Source organism: Tomitella fengzijianii, assembly GCF_007559025.1.
GTDB lineage: Bacteria > Actinomycetota > Actinomycetes > Mycobacteriales > Mycobacteriaceae > Tomitella > Tomitella fengzijianii.
The window spans coordinates 2,745,787-2,772,609 of record NZ_CP041765.1; the positions used below are offsets into that span (position 1 = coordinate 2,745,787).

General features: G+C 69.1%; 26 protein-coding genes and 1 tRNA gene. 16 read left to right on the forward strand and 11 right to left on the reverse strand.

The window, feature by feature from the left end; translation table 11 throughout:
• Positions 1 to 16 precede the first annotated feature (16 nt).
• Genes FO059_RS12515 through FO059_RS12545 form a run of 7 tightly spaced genes read left to right on the forward strand, consistent with a single transcriptional unit; the run spans position 17 to position 5,202 of the window.
• A complete protein-coding gene (locus FO059_RS12515; RefSeq protein WP_143909222.1) occupies positions 17 to 232 on the forward strand; it encodes a hypothetical protein in 216 nt (71 codons plus the stop codon).
• 3 nt (positions 233 to 235) lie between these two features.
• Positions 236 to 709, forward strand: a complete 474-nt coding sequence (locus tag FO059_RS12520) for a hypothetical protein (RefSeq protein WP_143909224.1) — start codon at positions 236 to 238, stop codon at positions 707 to 709.
• A gap of 11 nt (positions 710 to 720) precedes the next feature.
• Complete coding sequence (locus FO059_RS12525; RefSeq protein ID WP_143909226.1) at positions 721 to 1,854, forward strand: hypothetical protein; 1,134 nt, start codon at positions 721 to 723, stop codon at positions 1,852 to 1,854.
• Entirely contained in the window at positions 1,851 to 3,530 is a 1,680-nt protein-coding gene (locus FO059_RS12530) for a hypothetical protein (RefSeq protein WP_143909228.1), read from the forward strand. The genes FO059_RS12525 and FO059_RS12530 overlap by 4 nt, the downstream gene beginning before the upstream one ends.
• Before the next feature lie 2 nt (positions 3,531 to 3,532).
• Positions 3,533 to 4,006, forward strand: coding sequence for a hypothetical protein (locus FO059_RS12535; protein ID WP_143909230.1), 474 nt, complete (start codon positions 3,533 to 3,535; stop codon positions 4,004 to 4,006).
• 3 nt (positions 4,007 to 4,009) lie between these two features.
• Complete coding sequence (locus FO059_RS12540) at positions 4,010 to 4,729, forward strand: glycine-rich domain-containing protein (RefSeq protein ID WP_143909232.1); 720 nt, start codon at positions 4,010 to 4,012, stop codon at positions 4,727 to 4,729.
• Entirely contained in the window at positions 4,726 to 5,202 is a 477-nt protein-coding gene (locus FO059_RS12545; protein WP_143909234.1) for a hyaluronate lyase N-terminal domain-containing protein, read from the forward strand. Before FO059_RS12540 ends, FO059_RS12545 begins: the two co-directional genes overlap by 4 nt.
• A 62-nt stretch (positions 5,203 to 5,264) precedes the next feature.
• Here FO059_RS12545 and FO059_RS12550 read toward each other — a convergent pair whose 3' ends face one another.
• Positions 5,265 to 6,065 (reverse strand): hypothetical protein, encoded by an 801-nt coding sequence (locus FO059_RS12550; RefSeq protein ID WP_143909236.1) that lies wholly within the window; start codon positions 6,063 to 6,065, stop codon positions 5,265 to 5,267.
• Positions 6,066 to 6,265: 200 nt separating this feature from the next.
• Positions 6,266 to 7,300 (reverse strand): IS30 family transposase, encoded by a 1,035-nt coding sequence (locus FO059_RS12555; protein WP_143905932.1) that lies wholly within the window; start codon positions 7,298 to 7,300, stop codon positions 6,266 to 6,268.
• Positions 7,301 to 7,420: 120 nt separating this feature from the next.
• Here FO059_RS12555 and FO059_RS12560 point away from each other — a divergent pair, with 120 nt between their 5' ends.
• Positions 7,421 to 10,243, forward strand: coding sequence for a DNA methyltransferase (locus tag FO059_RS12560; RefSeq protein WP_143910725.1), 2,823 nt, complete (start codon positions 7,421 to 7,423; stop codon positions 10,241 to 10,243).
• A 227-nt stretch (positions 10,244 to 10,470) separates the two neighbouring features.
• Here the strand turns inward: FO059_RS12560 and FO059_RS12565 are convergent.
• A tRNA-Asn gene (locus FO059_RS12565) sits at positions 10,471 to 10,542 on the reverse strand.
• A gap of 229 nt (positions 10,543 to 10,771) precedes the next feature.
• Between FO059_RS12565 and FO059_RS12570 the strand changes: the two genes are divergently transcribed.
• On the forward strand, positions 10,772 to 11,020 hold the full coding sequence (locus FO059_RS12570; RefSeq protein WP_143909238.1) for a hypothetical protein: 249 nt from the start codon (positions 10,772 to 10,774) through the stop codon (positions 11,018 to 11,020).
• Positions 11,021 to 11,077: 57 nt separating this feature from the next.
• Here the strand turns inward: FO059_RS12570 and dnaG are convergent, their stop codons facing one another.
• The 3 genes from dnaG to FO059_RS12585 all read right to left on the reverse strand — a co-directional run bounded on the left by dnaG (position 11,078) and on the right by FO059_RS12585 (position 15,111).
• Positions 11,078 to 13,045 (reverse strand): DNA primase, encoded by a 1,968-nt coding sequence (gene dnaG / locus FO059_RS12575; RefSeq protein ID WP_143909240.1) that lies wholly within the window; start codon positions 13,043 to 13,045, stop codon positions 11,078 to 11,080.
• Between the two features lie 141 nt (positions 13,046 to 13,186).
• Positions 13,187 to 14,452 carry a deoxyguanosinetriphosphate triphosphohydrolase gene (locus tag FO059_RS12580; protein WP_143909242.1) on the reverse strand — a complete coding sequence of 422 codons (1,266 nt, stop codon included), beginning with the start codon at positions 14,450 to 14,452 and terminating at the stop codon, positions 13,187 to 13,189.
• 8 nt (positions 14,453 to 14,460) lie between these two features.
• The gene (locus tag FO059_RS12585; RefSeq protein ID WP_143909244.1) at positions 14,461 to 15,111 is read right to left on the reverse strand and encodes a YdcF family protein; all 651 of its coding nucleotides are present in this window, start codon (positions 15,109 to 15,111) and stop codon (positions 14,461 to 14,463) included.
• A gap of 90 nt (positions 15,112 to 15,201) precedes the next feature.
• Here FO059_RS12585 and FO059_RS18905 point away from each other — a divergent pair, with 90 nt between their 5' ends.
• The 4 genes from FO059_RS18905 to FO059_RS12605 all read left to right on the forward strand — a co-directional run bounded on the left by FO059_RS18905 (position 15,202) and on the right by FO059_RS12605 (position 19,270).
• The gene (locus FO059_RS18905; protein WP_143909247.1) at positions 15,202 to 17,286 is read left to right on the forward strand and encodes a TPM domain-containing protein; all 2,085 of its coding nucleotides are present in this window, start codon (positions 15,202 to 15,204) and stop codon (positions 17,284 to 17,286) included.
• A gap of 116 nt (positions 17,287 to 17,402) precedes the next feature.
• Positions 17,403 to 18,122 carry an AzlC family ABC transporter permease gene (locus FO059_RS12595; protein WP_233266745.1) on the forward strand — a complete coding sequence of 240 codons (720 nt, stop codon included), beginning with the start codon at positions 17,403 to 17,405 and terminating at the stop codon, positions 18,120 to 18,122.
• A gap of 2 nt (positions 18,123 to 18,124) precedes the next feature.
• A complete protein-coding gene (locus tag FO059_RS12600) occupies positions 18,125 to 18,448 on the forward strand; it encodes a branched-chain amino acid transporter permease (RefSeq protein ID WP_143909251.1) in 324 nt (107 codons plus the stop codon).
• A gap of 186 nt (positions 18,449 to 18,634) precedes the next feature.
• Positions 18,635 to 19,270, forward strand: coding sequence for a nitroreductase family deazaflavin-dependent oxidoreductase (locus FO059_RS12605; protein ID WP_143909253.1), 636 nt, complete (start codon positions 18,635 to 18,637; stop codon positions 19,268 to 19,270).
• A gap of 20 nt (positions 19,271 to 19,290) precedes the next feature.
• On the opposite strand, the gene FO059_RS12610 is transcribed toward FO059_RS12605, so the two are convergent.
• Positions 19,291 to 19,527 (reverse strand): hypothetical protein, encoded by a 237-nt coding sequence (locus FO059_RS12610; RefSeq protein WP_233266716.1) that lies wholly within the window; start codon positions 19,525 to 19,527, stop codon positions 19,291 to 19,293.
• 38 nt (positions 19,528 to 19,565) lie between these two features.
• Positions 19,566 to 19,724, reverse strand: a complete 159-nt coding sequence (locus FO059_RS18405; RefSeq protein WP_158726390.1) for a hypothetical protein — start codon at positions 19,722 to 19,724, stop codon at positions 19,566 to 19,568.
• A gap of 620 nt (positions 19,725 to 20,344) precedes the next feature.
• On the opposite strand from FO059_RS18405, the gene FO059_RS12615 reads away from it, so the two are divergent.
• Positions 20,345 to 21,643 carry a PucR family transcriptional regulator gene (locus tag FO059_RS12615; RefSeq protein ID WP_143909255.1) on the forward strand — a complete coding sequence of 433 codons (1,299 nt, stop codon included), beginning with the start codon at positions 20,345 to 20,347 and terminating at the stop codon, positions 21,641 to 21,643.
• On the opposite strand, the gene FO059_RS12620 is transcribed toward FO059_RS12615, so the two are convergent.
• A complete protein-coding gene (locus tag FO059_RS12620; protein ID WP_143909257.1) occupies positions 21,630 to 23,024 on the reverse strand; it encodes a glycine--tRNA ligase in 1,395 nt (464 codons plus the stop codon). The two genes, FO059_RS12615 and FO059_RS12620, sit on opposite strands and share 14 nt — an antisense overlap.
• A gap of 157 nt (positions 23,025 to 23,181) precedes the next feature.
• Here FO059_RS12620 and FO059_RS12625 point away from each other — a divergent pair, with 157 nt between their 5' ends.
• Positions 23,182 to 23,646 carry an ArsR/SmtB family transcription factor gene (locus FO059_RS12625; protein WP_143909259.1) on the forward strand — a complete coding sequence of 155 codons (465 nt, stop codon included), beginning with the start codon at positions 23,182 to 23,184 and terminating at the stop codon, positions 23,644 to 23,646.
• Positions 23,643 to 24,059, forward strand: a complete 417-nt coding sequence (locus FO059_RS12630; RefSeq protein ID WP_143909261.1) for a Fur family transcriptional regulator — start codon at positions 23,643 to 23,645, stop codon at positions 24,057 to 24,059. Before FO059_RS12625 ends, FO059_RS12630 begins: the two co-directional genes overlap by 4 nt.
• A 6-nt stretch (positions 24,060 to 24,065) precedes the next feature.
• On the opposite strand, the gene FO059_RS12635 is transcribed toward FO059_RS12630, so the two are convergent.
• Positions 24,066 to 25,700 carry an MFS transporter gene (locus FO059_RS12635; RefSeq protein ID WP_233266717.1) on the reverse strand — a complete coding sequence of 545 codons (1,635 nt, stop codon included), beginning with the start codon at positions 25,698 to 25,700 and terminating at the stop codon, positions 24,066 to 24,068.
• Complete coding sequence (gene glsA, locus FO059_RS12640) at positions 25,697 to 26,749, reverse strand: glutaminase A (protein ID WP_143909263.1); 1,053 nt, start codon at positions 26,747 to 26,749, stop codon at positions 25,697 to 25,699. The genes FO059_RS12635 and glsA overlap by 4 nt, the downstream gene beginning before the upstream one ends.
• Positions 26,750 to 26,823: the final 74 nt, after the last annotated feature.

The following is a 26,823-nucleotide window of genomic DNA, read 5'->3' on the forward strand; positions in this document are numbered from 1 at the left end:
CCCCGGAGGCACACCCATGCTCGCCACGATCCGACAGCCCTGGTTCATCCGCCGCGCCCTCTACCTGGTGGTTGGCCTGGCCGCGCTCATCGCCGGCGCCACCGGCCTCGCCGACCCCGACACCACCGCCGGATGGGCCGACCAGGCCGGGCCCTGGATCACCACCCTGGTCACCTGGCTCGCCGCCGCCAAGACCGGCCCCGCAAGCGACCGGCCCCGCAAGGACGCGTGACCGGTGGCGGACCCAGCCGCGCTCATCGGCCTGACCGGCACGCTCGCCGCCGCGCTCATCGCACTGACAGGCACGATCATCAAGATCGCCGTCGACGCGAAACGCCGCCGCGCGCAGACCGGCCGCGACCACGCCGAAGCCGCACGTGCCCGCGCCGACGCGGAAGAGTCCACCGCGGCCGCCGCCCACTACCTCACCACCGCGGCGCACGAGCTCATCGAACCGCTCCGCAAGCAGGCCAACACCGCCACCGATGAGGCCCGCGCCGCCCGCGACGAAGCCCGCGACGCGCACACCACACTGCTCACAGTGCAACGCCAGCTCGCCGACCACATCGACCAGGACCGCGCGCAGAAAGAAGCCCGCGCCCGCGCGTACGCCGCCCACGCGCAGTGGGACCAGCAAGTCACCGACCAGATGCGGCAGGCCGGCATGACCGTCTCAGACCCGCCGCCGCTACACGAGACCCACGAATAGGAGCCCCCACCATGGCGTACGTGTTCGAGCGGAACTTCCGCATGAAGGTCCGCCTCAAGGACCTGTGGGATGTGCGCAGCACCGGCCTCGGAGTCATCGAGATGATCGGCGACAACGCCGAAATCGAGATCCCCGCCTACCGCGGCGAACAGGGCCTCGCCGGCCGCGACGGCACCCCGCCCAAGCTCCACGAGGTGGACACTGTCGACGATGTGCCCACCGACGCCGAGCTCACCCACGACATGATCGGCCACGGCTACCACGTCACCGGCAGCCGCGACGTGCACTTCGTGACCACCGCCCCGGCCGACGACAACGCGCTCCGTATCGAAACGCTCTACGACTGGCTCGGCACCCAGGGCGAGACCGGCCCGCCCCCGGAGTTCAGCATCGGCAGCGTCACCACCAGTGACGACGTTTCCAACGCGCAGATCGAGGAAACCGGCCCCGGCGCCTACGCGCTGCACATGACGCTGCGCCGCGGCCGCCAGGGAGCGCAGGGCAACCCCGGCCCGGCCGCCGCCATCCGCAAGGCCGCCGACTACGACAACACCCGCAGGCCCCGCGCCAACGAGGTCCCCACCTGGAACGCCGCAGACAAGCAGTGGCAGCCCCGGCTCCCCCGCTCCGCGATGGGCCCCTACACGCTCCCGCCGCGCAGCCTCAGCGACGCCCACGCCAACCCGCTCAGCGGCACCAAGAAAATCCTCATGGGCTCCCGCTCCATCCCCGGCCAGCCGTTCGACTGGCACCCGTGGGTCGCCGGACACGCCCAGGCGAACAGCGGCATCACCGCCCGCGCCGGAGTGGAAGTACGTATCGGGCCCGACGAGGACAACAGCGTCGTCGTCGCCGTCGGCACTGCCGTCGCCAATATGAGCCTCTACAGCATCCCCATCGCCCCGCACTTCGACGTGGAAGTCGACCCGGACAGCGATCACGCCCTCATCCCCGCAGGGCAGGAAACCGTGATGTTCGTCTACGGCGTTCGCACCAACAGCAGCATCGACGAATGGACCGTCCACGCCGGAGGCACCCACGTCGCCCTCCAGGTGATGCCCGCCTACACCGCCGCCGACGACGACGTCCCCGCGCCCGATGATGAGCGGCGCACGGTCATCGACGGGGGCGACGCGCAGGCATGAGCACCCGTACCGTTGCCACCGTCCCCGGCATCGACCCGGCGCTCGCCCGCGAGTTCGCCCAGGCGTTCGCCGGCACCAGCGCCCTCCAGGACGTCATCGACACCATCGTCGGCGCCGCAGGCAGCGCCCTCGAAGACCTCGCCGATTGGGTAGCGAACGTGCCCGACATGATCGGCCGCATGGTCAACCAGGTGGTCGACATCTTCAACGGCCTGGTCGTCACCCCGATCAACGACGCCATCCAGGGCGTGCTCGATTGGTTCCGCGGTCTGCTCGGATTCCGCCAGGACACCAGCGAACAGGTCCAGGAGACCGAGAACACCGTCAACAACCAGGGCACCATTATCCAGGGCATCAGCGATGACCTTGTCGACAACGCCACGCTCGCCGACGTGCCGAACAACCTGCCCATGTGGCAGTCGTTGAACCCCCTGGAGGACCCGTCGTTCCCGCGGGTGATGCTCAACCGCGGCCAGAAAGACGGCGCCTGGTACCGGCCGGCCGCCGACCGCATGGAGCTCGCGTTCATCCGGCCCGCCCGGTCCCGCAAGTACAACACGATCGGCTGCATCGTCGACAACAGCGAGGACGCCACCAGCGACGCCTACCTCGCCGTCTACCGGGTAATGGAGGACGGCGCCCTGGACCTGGTCGACGTGACCGGCAACATCGCCGACACCATGACCGCCGCGCGCAGCGAAGTCCGCGTCCAGCTCGACGAGGACCTCATGGTCGAAGCCGGAAGCTATATCGCCGTCGGCATCCTCCAGACCGGCGGCACCACCCGTTACCTGGCAGGCCTGGACGACGAGAACGTCGCCGTGCCCGTCGGCACCTACCCGCCGAAGATCAACGCGCTCAGCGCCGGAGGCACCACCAGCCCACCCGACACGATCACCAGCGGCGAGATCGACTTCTCCCAGTCGTGGATCCCGTGGGTGTGCTTGGGCGAGTCGATCCCCGACACCGACGAGCAGCCCTTGTCTTATCGGGACACGTTCGACCGGCCCGACGGCGGCCTCGGCCACGATTGGGCAACCCGCGGAAGCTTCCGCGTGCTCGACCGCAAGGCCCAGCTCGGCGCCAACCCGTCGGGCGGATTCCACACCGCCCTATGGGTGTACCCGCTGCACCGCGACGACCACCAGGCGAGCGCCATCGTCGCGAAGAACGACACCCTCCAGGCGCCCGGATTCGTGATGGTCCGCGGTAACAACAGGTTCACCCGCGGCATGATCGCCTACTGGATTCAGCGCAGCAGCGGATCGTGGGAGGTCGGCCTGAACTACGCGACCGGCATCAACACCTACGGGAGGGCATACCCGGACACCCCGGCCGTCACGTTCCCCGCGAACAGCCGCGTCACGCTCAGAGCAATCGGCGACCGCTACATCGTCACCGTCAACGGCGAGGAAGTCATCGAGCACCGCGACACCGCCGGCCATGTCCCCATCGGCCCGGCCAACAGGTTCGTCGGATTCGGACTGTGGGCGAACCCGGCCGGACGCTACGGCGCCCCGCTCGAAGAGTGGTCCGCCAAGGACCTCAACCGAGAGTTGCTCGAGTACCCGGCCGAGGACCGCTACCCGAGCCGCCTGACCTACCCGTCCGCGCCCGGCACCGGCACCGGAGGCGGCAACAGCGACGGCGACGACAACACCGAGAGCGAGGACTAGCGATGGCCTACGCCCCGCAGCAGTGGCGCAACGGCATCGAGGGCGGCACCCCCACCTCTGCGAAGCGCTTCAACCACATCGAGACCGGCATCGCCGACGTCGACGACGCAATCAGCGACCTCGAAGCAGCCGTCACCTACCTCAGCGACACCAAGGCCCCGCAGGACCGGAAGATCACCGCCAGTACCGGACTCACCGGCGGTGGCAACCTCACCGCCGACCGCACCATCGCCGCCGACTTCGGCACCAGCAGCGGCACCGTCTGCGAGGGCAACGACTCCCGCCTGGCCGACCAGCGCACCCCCAATGACCGCAGCGTCAGCCACACCAAGCTGACCACCGACCTACGCGGCGACGTCGAAAGCGCCCTCCGCTCCGACGACGCGCGCATCCTCCGCATCATGGAACCCGCCGACTACGACGCGCTCGGCGCGAACACCGACCCGAACACCATCTACCTCGTCTACGAGGACTGAGCCGTGCCGATCTACCAGGACGACCGCACGTTCGAGCAGATCCAACACCGCGGCCGCCCCATCGGCGCCATCTACCACGGCAACCGACTCCTGTGGTCCCCCGGCGGCGTCGTCCACGCCCCCAAAAGGCGCTACTTCGGCACCCCCGGTCGCTACGCCTACCGGGTGCCGTCGTGGGCCGGATACCTCGACATCATCACCCTCGGCGGCGGTGGCGGCGGCGCCAACGGCAACAGCGGCAGCGCGCAGGCCGGACACGGCGGCTACGCCGGAAAATGGTCCACCGTACGCATCGACGTCCGCGACCTCACCGAACTCAACCTCGTCGTCAGCGTCGGATGGGGCGGCGCGAAACCCCCCGAAAGCGCGGCCGCCGGAGGCGGAGACGGCCAAGGCACCGTCGTCCTCTACAGCAACCAGACCGACCAAGTCGCCGGAACATGGGCCGAAGGCGGCAAAGGCGGCTACGGCAACGTCACCACCAACGCCGCCGCGACCGGCGAGTCCAGCGGCAACCGCACCTTTCACGGCTCGACTTACACCGGCGGCACCGGCGGCACGAACAAAGACAACAACGGCGGCGGCACCGGCGGCCGCGGCTCAGGAGGCGGCGGAGGCGCAGGCGGCATCTTCGGCGTCTATTGGTACGGCGGCGCCGGTGGCCCCGGCGCCGCATGGATCACAGCACGCACACGACGCAGCGTAGAAAGCGAGGGAGCATGAGCACCCAGGCATGGCCCGACACGTTCACCATCAAGACCCGCCGCGACGACGGCACCGCATGGGCCGACTACAACCCCACCCTCGAACAAGGCGAACCCGGCTTCGAGACCGACACCGGACTGTTCAAGATCGGCGACGGCATCGCACAGTGGACCGAGCTCCCGTACACGACCACCTCGTTCTACAGCGCGACCGAGGCCGCGCGCCTGGAGCTAGACGCCCGCATCCCCGGCGCACGGCGCCACACCATGAACGCGAACACCACCATCACGATTACCGACCCGCCGAGCGGCTACGGCGGCAACATCACCGTGGCCCTGGTCCAGGACACCACCGGCGGCCGCACCGTGACGTGGCCCGATGGCATCCGCTGGCTCAGCGGCAGCGCGCCCACCGTCGACGCCGATCCCGGCGCCATGACCATCATCCAGCTCCAGTGGTTCGGCGAATGGACCGGCCGACATCTCAGCTAGAGCGTGACTCCCGAATAAAAATGGCTCCATCCGCAACACTGGGCATCGTGTCACGTACCGAGTTACAAACTCGGCCAAGGCTCGTGAAGTTCGGGGTAGGGCAGATCGCCCCGGCTGTAAAGGGTCAGGTACCGACCGTGCCAGAATCCAGTGTCCGCCTGCTGATCTGCGGCCCACTTCACTAGGAAGCCCACAGGACCGACTGACAGTTCGGTCACATGGTCTACGACGATTCCACGTGATCGACTTGCGGTCATAATGTGCGGCCCGTTGGACAGGATCTGTATGGATCGGGCGTCGTCATCCCTCGCGCGCATCCGCGCGGCCCGTTCATGAGAGTAGAACGCTGCCATTTGGATGGACCGCGAAGACTCGTCCCCGTTCAGGTAGGCCAGTAGGTCGGACGGGACAGCAAAGTCGTTGGCGGCGATCTTGCACCCGAAGTGCTTCAGTACGTACCGCGCAAGTTCAGTCGCGTGGGTGCCAATGGGCTTGGGGAACACATCCCGGAAGTAGATACGTCGGGCGTCGGCAAGGGAGTCCCAGTTGGCGTGGACGTACTGACTAAACAGATCCCAGGCGCGGTCGGAGTCCTGGCTTCGTGCGTTGTTGCACTCGGCGCACAGATTCGGCCTGAACTTTGCAAGGTCGGAGTTTGGACCCTGGACGTGTTTGACCTGCATGCCGTCCGTCCAGAGAACCTTCGTCCCTGACGTGAACAGGCCTTTGAGGTCCACGCGTTTGAACTTGTGTTCCCCGGTCAGTGTGGTGTCGCCGCACCACCAGCACTTCCCATCGAACGGTGTTGAGTACTCCGCCACCTCGTCGGCCGTGCGGTAACGCTGACCATGTTCGTTCTCCACAGCACCGTCCCGCTTCTTCCATATCAGTTGGACCTTCGAAGCTTATGTGTACCGACCGATGCCGCGCGGCCGCCTGGCGGTATCCACTCCCCCTCCTCCGCTTTCCAGGAGGAGGATCATTTCGCCAGGTGCATCCGAGAGAGATTAGGAGACACCTCCTAGGCCACAGCAGCCCGTTCACCCGCAGGCTGTGGGCAGTGTCAACTCGTGGAAGCAATCGGCTCGGCCAGTAGCTTCGTGAACACCTCCCGCGGGGTGAGGAAGCCGAGTACCGCGCGTGGCCGGTCGTTGAGCTCGTCGGCGATCGTGTCCAGGTAGGGCTGGTGGTCGGTGATCTCGATGCCCTTCGGCAGGTACTCGCGGATCAGCCCGTTCGTGTTCTCGTTGGTGCCGCGCTCCCACGGCGAGTGCGGATGAGCGAAGTACACCTTCAGGTCCGTGGCCGTGGTCAGCGCGGCATGCCGGGCCATCTCGGTCCCCTGATCCCAGGTCAGGGAACCGAGGATGTGCCGGGGCATGCCGCTGACCGTATCGATGAGCACATCTGCGAGGCCGTCGGCGTTCTTACCTGCGGGAAGACCGCAGATCAGGGTGAACCTGCTGGTGCGCTCGACCAAGGTGGCGGCCGCGGACTTGCCGCCCTTCCCGATGATCAGATCGCCTTCCCACGATCCAGGAACCCTGCGGTCGGAGGCCTGCTCGGGCCGGTCGTCGATCGAGACCATGCCGACGATCTTCGCGCCGGTGCGCTCGCCGAGCGCCTTACGGGGCTTGCGGCGGGTGCGCTTGGAGCGCAACAGGATCCCGGACTTGGCGAGCTCGCCCTTGGGCAGCGCGTAGATCCACTGGTAGATGGCCTCGTGTGAGATGGTTCGGCCTCCGGCGTCAGGGGAATGCACCATGGTGTCCACGCTGTCGTCGGTAGCTTCACGGTGCAACCTGCCGGCGATCTGGCGGGGCGTGCGTGAGTGGCGCAGATCGGTGCGGACCCGCAGCTCAAGCTGCGGGTCCGCGTCGATCTTGCGGGTCTGTGGTCTGCTACGGCGCCCTCGTGCTGCGCGGTCGGCGGCCACTGGCCGGTAGCCGCCGGCCGCGCTGGCGTTGCGTTTGCGTTCGCGCCAGATCACCGTCGGGTTCCGGCCGATGTCCTCACCGATCTCCGCGTCGGACAGACCGGCCTTGATCCCGACCGCGATCTGCACTCTGTCGTCCAGCGTCAGCTGCCGCCGCCCCAACCCACCACTCCTACCGTGTCACCAGCATCATTGCTACGACGCTATGACACCGCCGTGGGTTAGGTTGAAGCCCACCCCACAGCCAGCACGAGAGGACCAGCAGTGGCCACGCACGACCTCATGTCCCGCGGGACGATGATCGCCAACCTCAACGGCTTCGCCAAACGGTGGCGCGAGAACATCGACTCCTGGGACAACGTCCAGCGTGGCCACTCCGAATCCTCATCAGCACAAACGTTCTGGTCCGACCTGCTCCGACAGTTCGGCGTCATCCCCGAACGCATGACCATCTTCGAGGCCGACGCGCGCCGCGCCTCCACCGGCAACACCGGCAGCATGGACGTGTTCTGGTCCAGCGTGTTCCTCGGAGAAGCGAAATCCGTCGGCAAGGACCTCGATGCCGCCTACCACCAGGCCCTCGACTACCTGGCAGGCGGCAGCGTCAAACAGCACGAATGGCCCAAGTACATCGTCGTCACTGACTTCGAGCGGATCCGAATCGACCGGCTCGGCGACCAGCCGTGGACCGCTGAGTTCGGCATCGACGACATCGCCGAGCACGTCGACCAGCTCACGTTCCTCGCCGGCCACGAAACCGTGTCCAAGAAGGAAGAAGCCGACGCCTCCATCGAGGCCGCCCGCATCATGGCCCAGCTGTACGAAGCCATGACCGGAATCGACGCCGACGCCCCCGTCGCCGACGACGCCGCCACGGACGCCGACGACGAAGACGACGCCATCGAACAAGCGTCGATCTTCCTCACCCGCCTGCTGTTCCTGCTGTACGGCGACGACGCCGGCCTATGGCGCGACGACCTGTTCTACGACTACGTCCTCAACTACACCCAGGACGACGGCGCCGACCTCGGCCCCAAGCTCCACGCCCTGTTCGACACGCTCAACACCCCCGCGAACAAGCGCAGCCCCCGGCTCGGCAACATGCTCGCACAGTTCCCCTACGTCAACGGCTCCCTGTTCACCGCCGACAACCGAGTCGAGTACTTCGACGCCGCCATGCGCGAAGCGCTCCTCGACGCCTGCCGATTCCGATGGACCCGCATCAGCCCCGCCGTGTTCGGCTCCATGTTCCAGCTAGTCAAGTCCAAGGAGGCCCGCCGCGCGGCCGGCGAGCACTACACGTCGGAAACGAACATCCTCAAGACGATCGGCCCGCTGTTCCTGGACGACTTACGCGGCGAGGCCGACCGGCTCATCCGCAACAAGTCCACCCGCGTCAGCGAGCTGAAGGCGTTCCGTGACCAGCTGGCCACCCACCTGTTCATCGACCCCGCGTGCGGGTGCGGCAATTTCCTGGTGGTCGCGTACCGCGAGCTCCGCCGCATCGAGACTGACATCATCGTCGAAATCCGCCACCGCGAAGGGCAGGCAGGCGCATCGCTGGACGCCACGCTGGAGACCAAGCTGACCATCGGCCAGTTCCACGGCATCGAGCTCAACTGGTGGCCCGCCAAGATCGCCGAAACCGCGATGTTCCTCGTCGACCAGCAGGCCAACCGCGAGCTCGCCAAGGCCATCGGCCAGGCACCGGAACGCCTGCCCATCACCATCACCGCCCACATCCACCACACCAACGCCCTCCAGGCCGACTGGAACGAGCTCATCCCCGCGGCGGCCGGCGCGACGTACGTGTTCGGCAATCCGCCGTTCATCGGGCAGTACACCAAGACTGCCGAGCAGACAGCCGACATGCGGAAGGTGTGGGGTACCGACTACGACGGCTATCTCGACTTCGTCACCGGCTGGCACGCGCAAGCCCTGCACCTGTACGCCGACGGGCGCCCCGGCGAGTTCGGCTACGTGACCACCAACTCGATCACCCAAGGCCAGCCCGTGCCTGCCCTGTTCGGGCCGATTCAGCGCGAAGGGTGGCGCATCAAGTACGCGCACCGCACGTTCGCGTGGGACTCAGAAGCGCCCGGCAAGGCCGCCGTGCACTGCGTCATCGTCGGATTCACCCGCGACCGCGGCGCTCAACAACGGCTCTGGGACTACCCCGTCGTCAACGGCGACCCCGTACGTCAGCAGGTAAGCACAGGCATCAACGCCTATCTCGTAGACGGCCCTTGGGTTCTGGTCGCTAAACGACTTTCGCCGCTCTCAACAGAAATCGCGCGGGCCCGATTCGGCTCAAAGCCAGTTGGAACAGCACTGATCATCGAGCCAAGCGAAAAGCCGGAGGTTAATGCCGATCCGGTCGCGCGCAAGTACGTCAGGCCCTTCCGCATGGGCATGGAGTTGGTTAACGGGCTCGACCGATGGTGCTTGTGGATGGCCACCGACGACTTCGACCCAGCCGACCTGCGCAGGTCCAAAGTGCTGAACACACGCGTTGCGAGCGTACGAGCGATGCGCGAGTCAAGTGCAAAGCGAGCGACGCAAGAGAGTGCAGCCACCTCGCACCTGTTCCAGGAAAACCACCAACCAAATACTGACTATGTCGGCATACCTGCCGTCGTCTCCCAAACCCGCCCGTATTACACGGTGGCCCACCTATCTTCCGATGTGATCGCCGGGAACAAAGTCTATACGATCCCCGACCCAGACGGGCTCCAGTTTGCATTCCTTTCGTCTGCGATGCTCATTACCTGGCAGCGGGCAGTCGGCGGACGGTTAAAGTCGGATCTCTCGTTCTCGAACACAGTCGTATGGAACACCTTCCCCGTGCCGGAGCTCACCGACGACATCCGGCAGCGGATCGTCAAGGCCGGCCAAGGCGTGCTGGACGCGCGCGACCAGCACCCCGGCCGGAGTCTCGCCGATCACTACAATCCGCTCGCGATGGATCCGGCACTGGTGAAGGCGCACGACGCGCTCGATCGTGTCGTCGACCGAGCGTTCGGCGCGCCGCGCAAGCTCACCGGCGAACGCCAACGGCTCGAGCTGCTCTTCCAGAACTACCAGGACCTCACCCGCGACAGCTGAGAGGCGAACACCAGGGGCCGGCCACCGTCACGGTGGCCGGCCCCTCGCTGTGTGACGCTCCGCACATACGGCCCGATCGGCGCCACGGCCGCAAGTTCTGCTGTCTGCCAGCTGTCTGACAGCTGTCGCTCGTTCGCAATCACCTGCACTTATGCGCAACCATCCGCAATGTCCCAGATACGACGAAACGCCAGGTCAAAACAGTGTTTGACCTGGCGTTTCGCTTGCTCCCCCGACTGGACTCGAACCAGTAACCCTTCGATTAACAGTCGAATGCTCTGCCATTGAGCTACGGGGGATCACACCGGCGACAGGCGGTGCCCGCGCCGATGTCAGACTCTAGCGCACACCACACCCGGCACGCCAAATCGCCCCCGCCCGCCGCCCCGATTCCATCCGATGCGGCAAGCGGCGTCCGGTTCCCGCACCCACTATCCTGGCTGGAAGTATGGGTCCCGGGCCACGTGCCCGAACCTCGGGAGCCGGTCGCCACACAGGAGGCCGGCCCGCGTCGACGGAGGAGAGCCGATGATCGGGATCGTGTTCGCGGCGGGCGCCGGCTACGTGCTGGGCACCAAGGCCGGACGGCGCCGCTACGAGCAGATCAGCCGCGCTGCCAAGGCCATCGCGGAGAGCCCCGCCACGCGCACCGCCCTCGACGCCGGACGTCAACGGCTGTCGGAGGCGCTGAGCACCGAGCCCCGCTTCACCAGAATCGAGTCGATCGACGACGAGACGTCGGTGTACATCCCGGAGGCGGAGGACCAGCACCGCTGACGGCGGGCCGGCCGGGGGCCGCTGACGGCGGGCGGCCAGGTCAACCGATGGGCCCGGTCAGCCGATGGGGACGTCGTCGCGCGCCCCCACGGCCTGGTCGAGCAGCCCGCGCCGGTACTGCTCCAGCGCCACCAGGTCGCCGAAGAGGGCCCGGTACCCGTCCGCGTCCTCGGCCGGGGACATACGCTGGAGTTTCGACTTGAGGTCGGCGATCTGCTCGCCCACCCACACTTCCTGCAGGCGTGCCAGGACCCCGCCGATGTAGCGGGGCACGTCCGCCTCCGCCACCCGCATGTCCTCCACCGCCAGTTCGGAGACCAGCGAACGCACTTGCGCGCCGGTCATCCGCGGCGTCCCGTCGCCGGGACCGCTGACGAGGTCCTCGCCCGCCACGGACACGGCCTCCACCCACTCGCCGCCGCCGAGGCCGGCAGACGTGCCGCCCGCCGCCTCGATCGCCGAACGCACGGTGGCGTACGCCGAGTGCGTGAAGCTGTCCGCGGGAAGCGAGTCGAACACCGCCCCGGCGATGCCCGGCTCCTGGAGAGCGGACTTCAGCGATTCTCGTTGCGGCCACAGCACCGGGTCGCGGCGATCCGGCCGCGGCACGGCGGGCGCCTCCTGCGGCTGCACGGGGTCCGCTCCACGTGCCCCCGGGCGCGCCGCCCTCTCGGGCGCGCGCCGACCGCTGCGACGCGATTCCTCGCGCACCCGGCGCACCACCTGCGGAATGTTGGGCCAGCCCACCCAATGGTCCGCGAGCCGTGTGGCGTACCCGTCGCGCAGTGACGGATCCTTGATGCGGGCGACGATCGGCACCGACCGCCGCAGCGCCTCGACCCGCCCCTCCTCGGTGTCGAGGTCGATACCGGAGATGATCGATCGGATCGCGAACTCGAACATCGGCACCCGGCGCGCGATGAGGTCGCGCACCGCGGCGTCCCCGTCGGCCATGCGCAGCTCGCACGGGTCCTGCCCGTCCGGCGCGATGGACACGAAAGTCTGGGCGGTGACCTTCTGATCGCCGTCGAACGCCTTGAGCGCCGCGGCCTGCCCGGCGCTGTCGCCGTCGAAGGTGTAGATGATCTCGCCGCGGAAGTAGCTGTCGTCCAGCAGCAGCCGGCGCAGCAGGGTCAGGTGGTCGCCGCCGAAGGCCGTGCCGCACGCGGCGACCGCCGTGGGGACGCCCGCCAGGTGCATTGCCATGACATCGGTGTACCCCTCGACGATGACGGCCTGGTGCCGCTTGGCGATCTCCCGCTTGGCCAGATCCAGCCCGAAGAGCACCTGCGACTTCTTGTACAGAAGCGTCTCCGGCGTATTGACGTACTTGGCCTGGATGGGGTCGTCCTCGTGCAGCCTGCGCGCCCCGAACCCGATGACGTCGCCCGTCAGGCTGCGGATGGGCCACAGCAGCCGGCGGTGGAACCGGTCCATCGGCCCGCGCTTGCCCTGCCGGGACAGCCCCGCGGCCTCGAGCTCTTTGAACTCGAACCCCTTGCTCAGAAGATGCTTGGTCAGCGTGTCCCAGCCCGCGGGCGCATAGCCGCAGCCGAACGTCCGGGCGGCCTCCGCGTCGAAATCGCGTTCCCGCAGGTACGCACGTGCCGCCTCCGCATCCGGCTGCGCGAGGCGCTCGGCGTAGAACTCCTGCGCCGCGGCGTTGGCGGCGACCAGCCGGGCGCGCGTTCCGCGGTCGCGCCGGATCGCCGTGCCGCCGCCCTCGTAGTTGATCTGATAGCCGGTATTGTCGGCCATCTGCTCGACGGCCTCGACGAAACCGATGTGCTCGATCTTCTGCAGGAAGCTGAAGACGTCGCCGCCCTCACCGCACCCGAAGCAGTGGAAGTGGCCGTGGTTGGGGCGCACGTGGAACGACGGGGTCTTCTCGTCGTGGAACGGGCACAGGCCCTTCATCGAATCGGCACCGCCCCTGCGCAGTGCCACATACTCGCCGACGATGTCCTCGATGCGGACGCGCTCTCGGATCGCTGCGATGTCGCGTTCAGGGATTCGGCCGGCCACACGTGCAGTGTAGAGGCGTGGGGTCGGCAAGGGCAGGCGCCCTGGCGTACCCGGCAACCCGCGCGCCCGTTCTGCCGGCCGAGCGCACGTTCACGCGCCCCAGGCTGGAAACGGTACTCGGAACGGCAGCGCCGCGCGCCGCTAAGCCCAGCCGGCCTGGTCGGAGCGGCCCTCGCGGTCGATGCGCTCGAGCCGGCTCTCGGTGTACGAGGCGATCTGGTCCACCACCACCCGCACACGCCGGATGTCGTCCGGGGCCCGGTCCCAGTCGGCGCGCAGCATCGGGTCCAGCGACCCGGGCGCGGTGCTCAACAGCCATTGCGCGGCCCGGTGGATCCGCTCACGCTCGCGATCCTGCCGCTTGCGGTGCCCCGGATCCGACATCACGTACCGCAGCGCGACCGTCTTGAGCAGCAGCACCTCCGCCGCCACGACGGCCGGCACCTGCAGGTCGGCGTCGTAGCGCGCGAGCCGTCCTCTCCCCGCGACCGACCGCGTGCCGGCGATCGCCGCCGACGTGAAGCGTCCCACCAGTTCGCTGGTCATCCGCTTGAGCGCGACCGACGACGGAAGGGTGCCGTCGTAGACGCCCACCGATTGCACCACCGGCAGGACGGAGAGCCTCTGCGCGGCTTCGATCAGCTCGTTCTCCCCCACCGCGGAGAACTCGGACCAGCCCATCGCGGCGAGGGCCCGCTGCTCGGCGGGGTCGGCCAGTGCACGCAGGTCGATGCGCCCCGAGATCACGCCGTCCTCGACGTCGTGCACCGAGTAGGCGACGTCGTCCGCCCAGTCCATCGCCTGCGTCTCCAGGCTCTGCCGCCCCTGCGGCGCTCCCTGGCGGACCCAGGCGAGGATCGCGGCGTCGTCGTCGTAGGCGCCGAACTTGGCGCCTGGGGCCTGCCGCAGCCACGGGTACTTCATCGCCGCGTCGAGCGACGCCCGCGTGAGGTTGAGGCCCAGGCCCTCCCCCTGCGGGCCCAGGACCTTGGGTTCGAGGCGGGTGAGGATGCGCAGGTTCTGCGCGTTGCCCTCGAACCCGCCGCACGGCGCGGCCACCTCGTCGAGCGCCCGCTCCCCGTTGTGGCCGTACGGCGGATGGCCGATGTCGTGGGCCAGCCCGGCCAGATCCACCAGGTCGGGATCACATCCCAAACCGTCGGCGATGCCGCGGCCGATCTGCGCCACCTCGATCGAATGGGTCAGGCGCGTACGCGGGGTGTCGCCCTCGCGGGGACCCACCACCTGGGTCTTGTCCGCCAGCCGGCGCAGGGCCGCGCTGTGCAGGACGCGGGCGCGGTCGCGGGAGAACGCGCTCCGGTGCTCCGCATCCGCCCCGGTGAGGCCGGCCGTCTTGGGCGCCTCGTCCCCGATGCGCTCGAGGTCTGCGGTCGTGTATCCGCTCACCGGCGTCCTCACTCCTTGATCACGTCGGGAAAGTCGGCCTGGTAGTGGGTGAGCTGGTACCACAGCAGCGCACCCGTCTCCCGCACTATGCCCTTGAACTGCGCGGACCGGGTGGTCACGGCCGGTCCGCTGCGAGTGGGCGCGACGGTGGCCTCCAGCCCGGAATCGCGTGCCATCGTGCGCGCCCGCAACGAATGCCACGGGTCCGAGGTGATCACGATCGAGTCGACGCGCCGACTCTGCAGCATGGCCGACACCGCGTCGATGCTGCCGAGGGTGTCCGAGCCGACCGCCACGGCGAGCACGCTGTCGCCCGGCACGCCCTGCCGGATCAGGTATTGCCGGCCCGCCTCCGCCTCGGTGGTGGAATCGCCCTGGATCTTTCCACCGACGGTGACGACCATGGGCGCAACGCCCTCATCGAACAGCTCGGCCGCCATGTCCAGCCGGGCCTGGAACACCGGCGACGGCGTGCCGTTGTACTGCGCGGCGCCCAGCACGAGTATGGCGTCGGTCGGCGTCCTGTCGTCGATCCTCGCCACCTGCCACACGCGGAAAGCGGTGCCTGCCACCAGCAGCACGCCGACGATCAGCACACCTGCGACGCCTCGCCGCAGCCACCGCGCCAGCGTGCCGCCGACCCCCAGTCCAGTGTTCATCGCCGACCAGTCTGCCAGCGCGCGTGCCCGCGCCGCGACGCCGCACCCCGGGCCGATACATCACCCCGTCGATACGGCTAGGTTCTGGGTATGCGACCCGCCCTTCCCCGCACAGCCGGACGCACCGCCTGCCCACCTGCCGCGGAGCATCCTTGCGTCGCCGGCACCATCATCCAGGCATCCCGTCGGTTGTTCGCCGCCGCGGCAGCGCTCGTCGTGGTGTTCGTGCTGGCGTGCACCGCGCTGCTCGCACTGCCGGGCGCTGCTGGTGCCGAGGCCCCCTTGCGCCTGCCGCAGCAGATCACCGACCACACAGACGCTCTCGGGGGACGCACGGGAGACGTGCAGGACGCGGTCGACGATCTCTTCGCGAAACACCACGTGCAACTGTGGGTGGTCTACACCGACTCCTTCGACGGCATGGACGGCGAGCAATGGGCGCGGCGGACCGCGGCGGCCAGCGGCTTCGGATCCGACACCATGCTGCTGGCCGTCGCCACGGCCGACGGAGCTTTCGGGTTCACCGGATCGGTGGCAGGCCTGAGCAACGCACAACTCTCGTCGGTCCAGAACGACGACATCGTCCCGAAGCTGCGCGAGGACGACTGGGCGGGGGCGGCGATCGCCGCGGCGGGCGGCCTGTCATCCGCCCTCGACGGGCCCGGCTCTGCGCCACTGGTCGTCGGCGTGGTGATCCTCGTCCTCATCATCGGCGGCGCCGCGGCATGGGTGTGGATCCGCAGGCGCCGCAGGCGGCGGGAAGAGGCCGCCACGGCACGCGGCACCGACCTCACCGACCCGCGCAACCTCGCCGGACTGTCCACCGAGGCGCTCGATCAACGCTCGCGGGAGCTGCTGGTGGAGACCGACAACGCGCTGCGCACGAGCTCCGAGGACCTGCGGGTGGCCACCGAGGAGTTCGGCACCCGCGCCACGGAGCCGTTCCGCACCGCGTTCACCGCCGCGCAACAGGCGCTGTCGGCGGCGTTCGGCATCCGCCAGCGACTCGACGACGCCATTCCCGAGACGCCGGACCAGCGGCGCAGTCTGCTCGTCGACCTTCTCGTGCACACCGGCCGCGCCAACGCCGCGCTGAACGAGCAGGTCGCCGCATTCGACGCGATGCGCGACCTGGTCATCACGGCGCCGGCCCGGCTCGACACGCTGACCGAACACCTGGTCGCGTTGAAGGCCCGCTTGCCGCGCGCGCAGTCCACCTTCGAAGATCTGCAGTCACGCTTCGCAGCCTCCGCCCTCGCCGCCATCGCGCCGAACATCACGATCGCCCGGGAGCAGGCCGACTTCGCCGACGAGGGCCTCGAGGCGGCGCGCGCGGCGGTGTCCGGCCCCGGCGGCGACCCCACCGACGCGGTACGCGGCATCCGCACCGCCGAGCGCGCCCTGGACCAGGCGGGGACCCTGCTCGACGCCATCGACTCCGCGGGATCCGACATCCGGCACGCCGTCGCGGAGATGGCGGCGACGCTCGCCGACGCGCAGCAGGGTGTGGACGCCGCCCGGAGTCTGTCGGACTCGGGATCGGTCCAGGTGGAGGCCAATCGCGCCCGGCTCGACGAGGCGCGCGCACGCGTGGAGGCCGCGCTGGCCGACGCGCAGCAGCACAAGGAGTCCGATCCGTTGGGCACCTTCGAGGCGGTGGTCGAGGCGGACGCGGCGCTGGACACCGTCTACGCGGAGACCGCGGACCGGGTGCAGGAGAACCGGCGGGCGCGGGCACTGGTGGACCAGACCATGGACAGCGCGCGGGCACGGCTCGACGCCGCGGAGAGCTTCATCACGCCGCGACGGGGCGGCATCGGCCCGGAGCCGCGCACCCGCCTGTCGGAGGCGCACCGCCACTACGACGAGGCGCGACGCCTCCGTGACACCGACCCGCAGGCGGCCCAGCGCGAGGCCCACGCCGCGGCGTCGCTCGCCCAGCAGGCGCTCGACCTCGCGCAGCGGGACTTCACGCACTGGTCCGGGCCGGGCGGCTACGGCGGCGGCTACCGCGGGCGACGTTCCTCCGGGGCCGGGGCGATGCTCGGCGGGATCCTCATCGGCTCGATCCTCGGCGGCGGCCGCGGAGGCGGCTTCGGCGGCGGCTTCGGCGGAGGCGGCGGCTTCGGCGGCGGCGGAGGCGGCGGCGGATTCAGCGGCGGGGGCCGGTTCTGAAGTTCCGCATCCCCCGCACCGCGGCGGCGCCGGACACCCGGCCCGGCTCCGACGGAGGACGGGGGCACCGCGGCGACGGCGGCGCGAGCGCGGCGGCCGCGGCATTCCGGGACACCATCGCCGTAGGGTTCGGGCTCTTCCCGCTGGGTCTGGCCTTCGGCGTGCTGCTCACCCAATCCGGGCTGGCATGGTGGTGGGCGCCGGTGTTCTCGATGATGATCTACGCCGGGTCGCTGGAGTTCCTGGCCATCGGCCTGCTGCTCGCCATGACGCCGCTGGCGCAGGTGGCCCTGACCGCGTTCATGGTGAACTTCCGGCACGTCTTCTACGCGCTTTCCTTCCCGCTGCACAAGGTTCGCGGGCGGCTCGCCCGGACCTACAGCATGTACGCGCTCACCGACGAGTCGTACGCCGTGACCGCCACCCGCCCGGATGCGGAGCTCACCGGTGGACGGGTCCTGGGCATCCAGATGTTCTGCCAGCTCTACTGGGTCGGCGGCGGGATCGCCGGGGCCCTGGCCGGACTCGCGATTCCGGGGCGGGTGGAGGGCCTCGATTTCGCCCTGACAGCGCTGTTCGCCGTGCTCTCCGTAGACGCCTTCCGCGTGCGCAGAGACATCCCCACCCCGGTCCTGGCGCTCGGCTGCGCGATCGGCGCGCTGTTCGCCCCGTCCGACGCGTTCCTGGTGGTCGCGATGGGCGCGTTCACCGCCGTCCTGCTCGCCCGCTACGGCGTGCGCCGCGCGCGTTTGCGGCGCAGCACGCCCCGGGTCAGGTGGCCGGAGCCGGACGCCGCGGGCCCTGAAGCGCCGAACGCCCGCGAGGGGGTGGGGTAGCCATGCCGTCCACCGGGTACCTCCTCGGCGCACTCACGGTGATCCTCGTCGTGACGTTCGGGCTGCGCGCGCTGCCGTTCGCCTTCGTCGCACCGGTGCGCTCGTCGTCGCTGCTGCGGTTCCTCGGAGCCCACATGCCCGTGGGCATCATGGTGATCCTCACGGTGTACACGCTGGTGGGAACCCCGCTCACCGTCGCCGGGGCGGTCCCCGCGGCGACGGCGCTGGCGGTGAGCGTGGGGCTGCACCTGTGGCGTTCGAACGCGCTCGTCAGCATCATCGGCGGAACGGGCGTGTACGTGCTGCTACTGCAGTTGTGGGGCTGACGGGGTCCGGCAGCAGCCCCAGGAGCATGTCGATGCTCGTGGACTTGCCGCCGCCGACGGGCCGGTACCCGGTCCGTCGATCACGGATCGACCGTGACAGATGTCATGATCGTCCCGGTGTCCGTTCGTGACGCGAGTCATTCCGCCACGCACGCACACGCCTGCCCACCGCCGAGAAGAAGGCCGATGATGACCCTCCCCAGCGAACCGAGTCCCCGCGCCCGCCGTCCCCGCAATCCGCTTTCGGCGCTCGCCCGGTTCCTGGGCCGCCACGAATGGTTGATGCGTCTGGCGCCTGCGATCATCCTGGTCGAGTCGTTCATGCGCCGTTGGACCGGCAACCGGCTGAGCCTCGTGGGCATCGCAGGGCTGCCGTCGGTGCAGATCACGGTGCCCGGCCGGCGCACGGGCATCCCGCGCACGACGGCGCTTCTGGCAGTGCCGCTGGACGACGGCTTCGTCGTCACCGGGTCCAATTGGGGCCGCGCCAAGACGCCTGCCTGGGCGTGGAACCTCGGCGCAGTCGGCCGCGCCGAGGTGCATGTCGGCGCCCGGATCGAGACCATGCGGGTGGACCGCGTCTCCGAGGCCGAACGCGCGCAGTACTGGGCCGACATCGTGTACTACTGGCCCGGCTACGAGATGGAGCAGCGGCTCGCGCCGGGTCGGCGCTTCCCCATGTTCCACCTGCGCACGGACAGCGATGCGCACGCGAGCGGCCGGCGGGCGCAGGGCGCCGCCCCCGTCGGTGAAGGCACCGACGGGGGCGGCGATCGAGCGGCGCCCACCGGGCATCGGCCGCAGGGGAAACGGCCCGCCTGATGGACTGACCCGGACTCGATTCAGCTCAGCCCGGAGAGCGAGTCGATCAGCCCGGAGCTACCCAGTCCGGAACTGCCCAGGCCCAGGTCGGTGCTTCCCAGGCCCGACTGCGCGAGTGCGGTGCTGCTTCCGGCGCTGAAGAGTTGGAAGATCACGTTGACGGTGATCGGCGTGTCCCCCGAGACGACGTTGTTGGGCACTGTGTCCTGCTTTCTCGTGGTGTGGCTGGTGATGCAGCGGTGGGCTTCCGTGCCCAAGCCTGTGGACGGTCCGGGCCGGGCTGAGTCGAGCGGTTCTAGACCAGGCCTGCCTGGGCGCCGCCGTCGACCGGGCCGGTGTCCCCCGGCGTCGTCGGGACGTTGCCGTTGCCGATCGCGCTGCTTCCCAGGTTGAAAAGCTGAAGGATGACGTTCGAAACCGCGGCGATCGCGCCGCTGGTGGGTCCGTTGATCACGGGTACTCCTGAACTGTGTTCCTGCACTGAGTGAGGTCGGCGCCGGGCCGGGCGTACGGTCGTCGGAGAACTGCGAATCCGGCGACGCCGTGGTGCCACGGCCCGGCGCTTCCGCTCCGGAGCGGGTCAGCTGGCGAAGAGACCGCCGCCGTCCTGCGAACCCGTCCCGCTGCTGCCGGCGTTGAACAGCTGGAGGATGGTATCGAGCATCACGGCGATGACGCCGTTGTTCTGGCCGTTGTTCACGTTCGTGCCTTTCGTAGCGGATTTGTGTCGTGGTGCTTGGCACCGCGGTCAGTTCTATCCGCCGGCCGGGCAGGAGCGTAAGCCTCGCAGACGATCGTTCAGATATGTCTTAAAGCACGGTGTGACGTCTCACAGAGGGGCTGGACCGCCCGTCGAACAGGCGCCTATGCAGCATCGAGAACACGTTCTGGCCATCAGGACGCACGTCCTATACAATATCCTCGACATTGTGATGTGGGTCACTTACGGTAACGATCGCGCACCAAACCACGATCGATATCCGCGGTCCGGGTCGGCACGCCTGGACGGCGGATGCGGCATGGTGCCGTCGCCCCTGCCGAAGTCCCACGGACTACCGACCACGGGGGGTCGAGATGACACGAACTGCAATGGACCGCGGCCGCACCATGATGCTCAACGGCCGGCCCGCCTCACACACGCTGGCGGACACGACCGCGCTCGCCGAGGAGGTCCTGCGGCACCACGCCGCCACCAGCACCGACTACCGCCTCTACCGGATGGCGGACGTGCACACGGAGATCGTCCGCTCCGTCGCCGCCGGGTTCCGCCTGGCCGCGCGTCTGCTCGACGGCGGCCCGCTGCCCACGGAGGACGAGCTGTCCGGAATCCTCACCCTGATCGCGGAGAAAGCGCTGGTGGGCGTCCCCCTCAGCGCCATGATGTCGCTGACCGATGAGACCGTCGGAAAGCTACGCGCCACCGTCCTCGCCCCGGCGGACGCACGCGACAACGAAGATCTGCGCGAGATCAACGACCGCATTTTCGCTTTCGCCCAGCACATCCACACCACGATCCCGATCTGCTACATCAATGCCGCGCGCCGGCCCGAGGGCCCCGGCACCGCGCCGTCCCTCGCAGAGGCGCTGCTGGCCGGACGCGCCCCGTCGGGGGACGTTCCCCGCGGCTACCTGGTCGTGCGGCTCGTGGTGGACCCGTGGTCCGCGGCGCCTTCCGCCGTGCCGAGGGGGACGGACCCCGCGCGCATCAGCGTGGGCCCGGGAGCGCTTCCACCGCACCTCGCGATCAAGGCCGGTCACGATCTGGGCGAGGCCTGTCGCCAGCTGAGTGCGACGTTCCCCGGCACGCTCATCGCACCCGAGCCGCACCACGGACTGCTTCTCGCGCAGGCTCCGGTGGACGCGTTGCGTGCAGCGTTGCGCGAGATCGGCACGGTCCTGGGCACGGAGATCTCCGCGGTCACCGACACTGTCGCGACGGCACAGATCCCCCGTGCCGTGGAAGACACCCGTGAACTGGCGCGCATCATCACGCGCCTCCGCTACCCGGCCGGCGTCTACACGTTCAGCGACCTCGCCGTGGAGTACCAGCTCACCCGCCCCGGCCCGGGACGTGACCGGCTCGCTGCGGCGCTCGATCCGCTCGCCGCCAACGCCGGGTTGATCGAGACGCTGGGCGTGCACATCGGCAACGACCTGGACCGCCGCCGCACCGCCACCGCCCTCGGGTTGCACCCGAACACCGTTGATCACCGGCTCAAGCGCATCGCCAAGCTCACCGGGCATGACCCGACGCGGGCGCGCGGCCTGCGGCACCTGCATGCGGCGACGGTGGTCGGCCGATTCCTCCAGGCGCCGATGCCCCGCACCGCCCACCTGGAGCAGGCGGCCGGCTCCCGCCTCAGCAGCCGATGAGGCGCTGCGCCAGGTAACCCTCCACCTGGTCGAGCGCGATGCGCTCCTGGGACATCGAGTCACGCTCGCGAATGGTCACCGCCTGGTCGTCGAGCGTGTCGAAGTCGACCGTGATGCAAAACGGCGTACCCACCTCGTCCTGACGGCGGTACCTCCGGCCGATCGCGCCCGCGTCGTCGAAATCGACGTTCCAGTTGCGCCGCAGCTGCCGGGCCAGGTCCTTGGCCTTGGGCGTCAGATCCGCGTTGCGGCTCAGGGGCAGGACAGCGGCCTTCACCGGCGCGAGCCTGCGGTCGAGGCGCAGCACCGTGCGCTTGTCCACGCCGCCCTTCGCGTTGGGCGCCTCGTCCTCGGTGTATGCATCGACGAGGAAGGCCATCAGCGAGCGGCCCAGGCCGGCAGCCGGCTCGATGACGTAGGGCGTGTAGCGCTCGCCCGCGGCCTGGTCGTAGAAGCTCAGGTCCGCACCCGAGTGCTCGCTGTGCGTCGAAAGGTCGAAGTCCGTGCGATTGGCGACGCCCTCGAGCTCGCCCCACTCGCTGCCGGCGAACTCGAACCGGTACTCGATGTCGATGGTGCTCTTGGAATAGTGCGAGAGCTTCTCCTGCGGGTGCTCGTAGAGCCGCAGGTTGTCCTCGTTGATGCCCAGGTCGGTGTACCAGCTGAAACGCTGATCGATCCAGTACTTGTGCCAGGTCTCGTCCTCGCCGGGCTTGACGAAGAACTCCATCTCCATCTGCTCGAATTCGCGGGTGCGGAAGATGAAGTTGCCGGGCGTGATCTCGTTGCGGAAGCTCTTGCCGATCTGGCCGATGCCGAACGGCGGCTTCTTGCGCGCTGTGTTGAGCACGTTCGCGAAGTTGACGAAGATCCCCTGGGCGGTCTCGGGGCGCAGGTAGTGCAGCCCCTCCTCGCTCTCCACCGGCCCCAGGAAGGTCTTGAGCATCATGTTGAAATCGCGCGGCTCGGTCCACTGCCCCTTGGTGCCGCAGTCCGGGCAGCCGAGCAGGTCCATGGCCACGGTGTCGGGATCATCGATCCCGTGCTTGGCGGCGTAGGCCTCCTGCAGGTGGTCCTGGCGGTGCCGCTTGTGGCAGTTGAGGCACTCCACCAGCGGGTCGTTGAACACCGCGAGGTGGCCGGACGCCACCCACACCTGGCGCGGAAGGATCACCGACGAATCGATGCCGACGGTGTCGTCGCGGCCGGTGATCATGCTGCGCCACCACTGGCGCTTGATGTTCTCCTTGAGTTCGACGCCCAGGGGGCCGTAGTCCCAGGCAGAGCGGGTTCCGCCGTAGATATCGCCGCTCGGGAACACCAGGCCGCGACGCTTGGCCAGGTTGACGACGGTGTCGATACGGTTGGACTTGCCTGCCACTGACTTACCTGCCAATCGGGGTGAGCTTCAGATGCGGGGCCCGCAGGCGCTCGCGATACCCGCTCAGCCTATCGGGTGACCCGGCCGGCACCCGTACCACCCGCCGCACTTCGACCCCGCATTGACATGCGCGATATCGCATATGAAAATGATTTGCATGGCGACGGTCGAGTTGGACAACGCGCGGCGACGTTCGCACGGGACGGCCCGCCCCGCTCCCCCGGCGGGGCCCCGGGCCCTCGACGGCCCGGCTCCCGGGGATCCGTCTCCGGAAATCGCGCGGCCCGGGAACGCGGCGCCCGACGACGCACTGCTCGACACCGCGGGCGCCCTGCTCCGGGCGCTCGCCGCGCCGGCCCGGATGGCGATCGTCCTGCGACTGCGCGAGAGAGACTGCTGCGTCCACGACCTCGTCGACGCGCTCGCGCTACCGCAGCCCCTGGTCAGTCAGCACCTCCGCGTGCTCAAGACCGCAGGCGTGGTCCTGGGCCAGCGGGACGGCCGGGAGGTGCGGTACCACCTGGTGGACGAGCACCTCGCGCACATCGTCACCGACGCGATCGCGCACGCGGACGAGTTGCTGGCACAGGCGCCGACGGCCGGGGACGAGGGTGCATCGTGACCTCCGCCGGCCGTCCCGCCGTCGGTGTGCGGTCCACCAAACAGCGCAGCGCGATCACCGCGATGCTCGAGGAGATCACGGACTTCCGGTCCGCCCAGGAACTGCACGACGAACTGCGCCGGCGCAGGGCCACGATCTCACTGACCACCGTGTACCGGACCATGCAATCGCTGGCCGAGTCCGGCGAGGTGGACGTGCTCCGCACCGACACCGGCGAGACGGTGTACCGGCGCTGCTCGTCCGGGCATCACCATCACTTGGTATGCCGCCGTTGCGGGTTCACCGTGGAGATCGACGGCCCCACAGTGGAGGCCTGGACCCGCACCGTCGCCACCGAGCACGGCTTCACCGACCCGAGCCACACCCTGGAGGTGTTCGGCGTCTGCTCCGAGTGCGCCGCCGGGGCCCGGTAGCCGGCCTCAGGCCTCCGCGCCCTCCGCCTCGGGGATCTCGTGCGGCCGGTACCGCGGCAGACGCGAGGCGGGGAGTATCGCGGTGGCGCTGAGGGCCGCGAGCACGAGCAGACCGAACTTGAGGGTCTGCAGCCGCACGTCCTCGTTGACCGCCACAGCACGGTCCACCTGTTCCGGTGAAGCGTCGGTGGTCGTCTCCAGGTGCTCGCGCAGCTGGTCGTTGCGCACGAAGTCCACCTTGTCCAGGTCCACCTGCGCCACGAGCGAGTCCGGGACTCCCGTCTGATGCGCGACGGCGTTGCCGATGCCGATCGACAGCAAGGACACGAGGATCGCCCCGATGACCGCCGTCCCCACCGCCGACGCGAGGTTCTGCGTGGTGCCCCGGATGGAGCCGACGTCCCCGGCACGTTCGGCGGGGACGCTCGTGATGAGCACGTTGAACACCAGGGTCACCAACGCGCCCTGGCCGATGCCGAACACGATCAGCCCGATGATCGTCGGCGCGGTCTCCCAGTTATTGCTGACCACATAGGCCAGCCACACCAGCGCCGCCGTGGTGAGGATGAACGACGTCACGCCGATGACGCGCGGGCTGAACCTCCGGTAGAAGCGCACGATCAGCGTGGCCGTGACGAAGACGGTCAGGTTGAACGGCAGCATCGCCAGCGACGTGTCGAACGCGCTGCGCCCCTGCACGATCTGGATGTACAGCGGCACCGTGAAGTTGAGCGCCGCCTCCATCGCGACGACGATGAACATGGCGTACACGGCCGCGCGCTCGCTCGACGAGCCCAGGACCGACAGGTCCACCAACGGGGTCTTGCCCGCCCGCACCCGCGCACGCGTCCACTGGAAGAACCCCTGGCCGACGACGAGTCCGATCAGCACCGACAACGGCGCGGGCGAGACGCCGACGATGTCGAACGGGGCTTCGGGCGTGGCGAACCACACCCCCCACGCATTGAGGTTCTGGAAGCCGACGGTGATGAGCACGATCGACGCGCCGATGAGCACCGCGGCGACGAAGTCGATGTCGATGCCCGCATCGCCCTCGTCGCCCCGCAGCGTGAAGCTGAGCAGGAATACGACGACGGCGATGCCGAGCACGATGACGAACGACGGGCGCCAGCCCACGGTGCTGGCGAGCGCGCCGCCGATGAGGAACGCGCTGACTCCCGACAACGCGCGCGCGGAGCCCAGCGAGCCGACGGCGGTGGCCTGCTGGTCGCCGCGGTAGTTCTCCGCGATCAGCGCGACCAGCGCCGGCACGATGATCGCCGCGGACGCGCCCGCCAGCCCCTGACCGGCGATGGCCCACCCCACGTCGGGCGCGACGAGCATGACCACCGACGACACGGCGAACAGCGCGACCACCGCGCGGTACACGCGCAGCCATCCCACCTTCTGGCCGATCTTGGCGCCCACCATCACCAGCGCGGCCACCACGAGCCCGTAGACGACGATGGTGCCCGCCACCGTGGTCGGTGACGCATCGAAGCTCTCGACCATTCCGCCCAACGAGACCGGCAGCACCGCGACGTTGAACGACATCAGCATCTGCGCCAGGAACAGACCGATCATCGGCGTCCACGAGGCCTTGACGGCGGCGCCTTCCGGCGCGGTGGTGCTGGTACTCACAGTGCGGGTTCCTCCCTGGAATCGATAGCCCGCGTGGCGTCGCCGTCCCCGTCCGGGCCGTGCGGGTCGGACGCGAACAGGTTGAGGCCCAACGCCCGTGACAGGTACGCGGTGGCCCGTTGGCCACGGACGCTGTTGCCGGCGGGGTCGAGTCGTGGGGAGAAGGTGCCGATGGCGCCCTTCCCCGGCGCGATGGCGACGATGCCTCCCGCCACGCCGGACTTCGCGGGGACCCCCACCTCGAACATCCACGTGCCGGAACGCTCGTACATCCCCGTCGAGGCGAGCACCGCGAGCGTGTCGCGTGCGGTCTGCGCCGACACCACGCGCTCGCCGGTCACCGGGTTGACACCGCCGTCCGCCAGCGTCGCACCCATGATGGCGAGATCGTGTGCGGTGACGCGCAACGAGCACTGCCGCGTGTAGACGTCCACGAGCGCGCCGGGGTCCACGTCGATGCGCCCGTAACTTTCCAGCAGCCGCGCGATCGCGCTATTGCGCTGGTTGGTCAGCATCTCCGAGTGATACGCCCCGCCGTCGAGTTCCAGCCCCCGTCCCGCGAAGCGCGAGAGCCCCGTGCGCACGCGCTCCCACTGCTCTGCGGGCGTCGCTCCGGGTATGAGCGCGGTCGTCGCGAGGGCCCCTGCGTTGACCATCGGATTGCGCGGGTGTCCGTCGTTCAGCTCGACCGCGATGACGGAATTGAACGGCAGGCCGGTGTTGTCGACCCCGACCCGCTCACGCAGGGCCGGGTGCCCGTGCGCCTCGCAGGCGAGGGCGAAGACGAAGGCCTTGGAGATCGATTGGATCGTGAAACCGGCGCCGGCGTCTCCGGCCTCGTGGACGTCGCCGTCGATCTCCGTCACCGCGACCGCGAACAGGTCCGGGTCCGCCGCGGCGAGGACCGGGATGTAGTCCGCCACGGCACCGTCCTGGTCTGTCCGGTACCGGCTGTGCGCGGCGGCCACGATCCGCTCGATCCGCTCCGGCGCAGGCAGGGTGCCGGTCGATACGGTCTGCGCGACGTCTCGCAACTCTCTGTGCACCACTGCCTCTCACGCCTCCTCTGCTACGGGGCGATTATTCCACGCGAAGAGTACCCGGACCGGGATTCGCGGCGGCT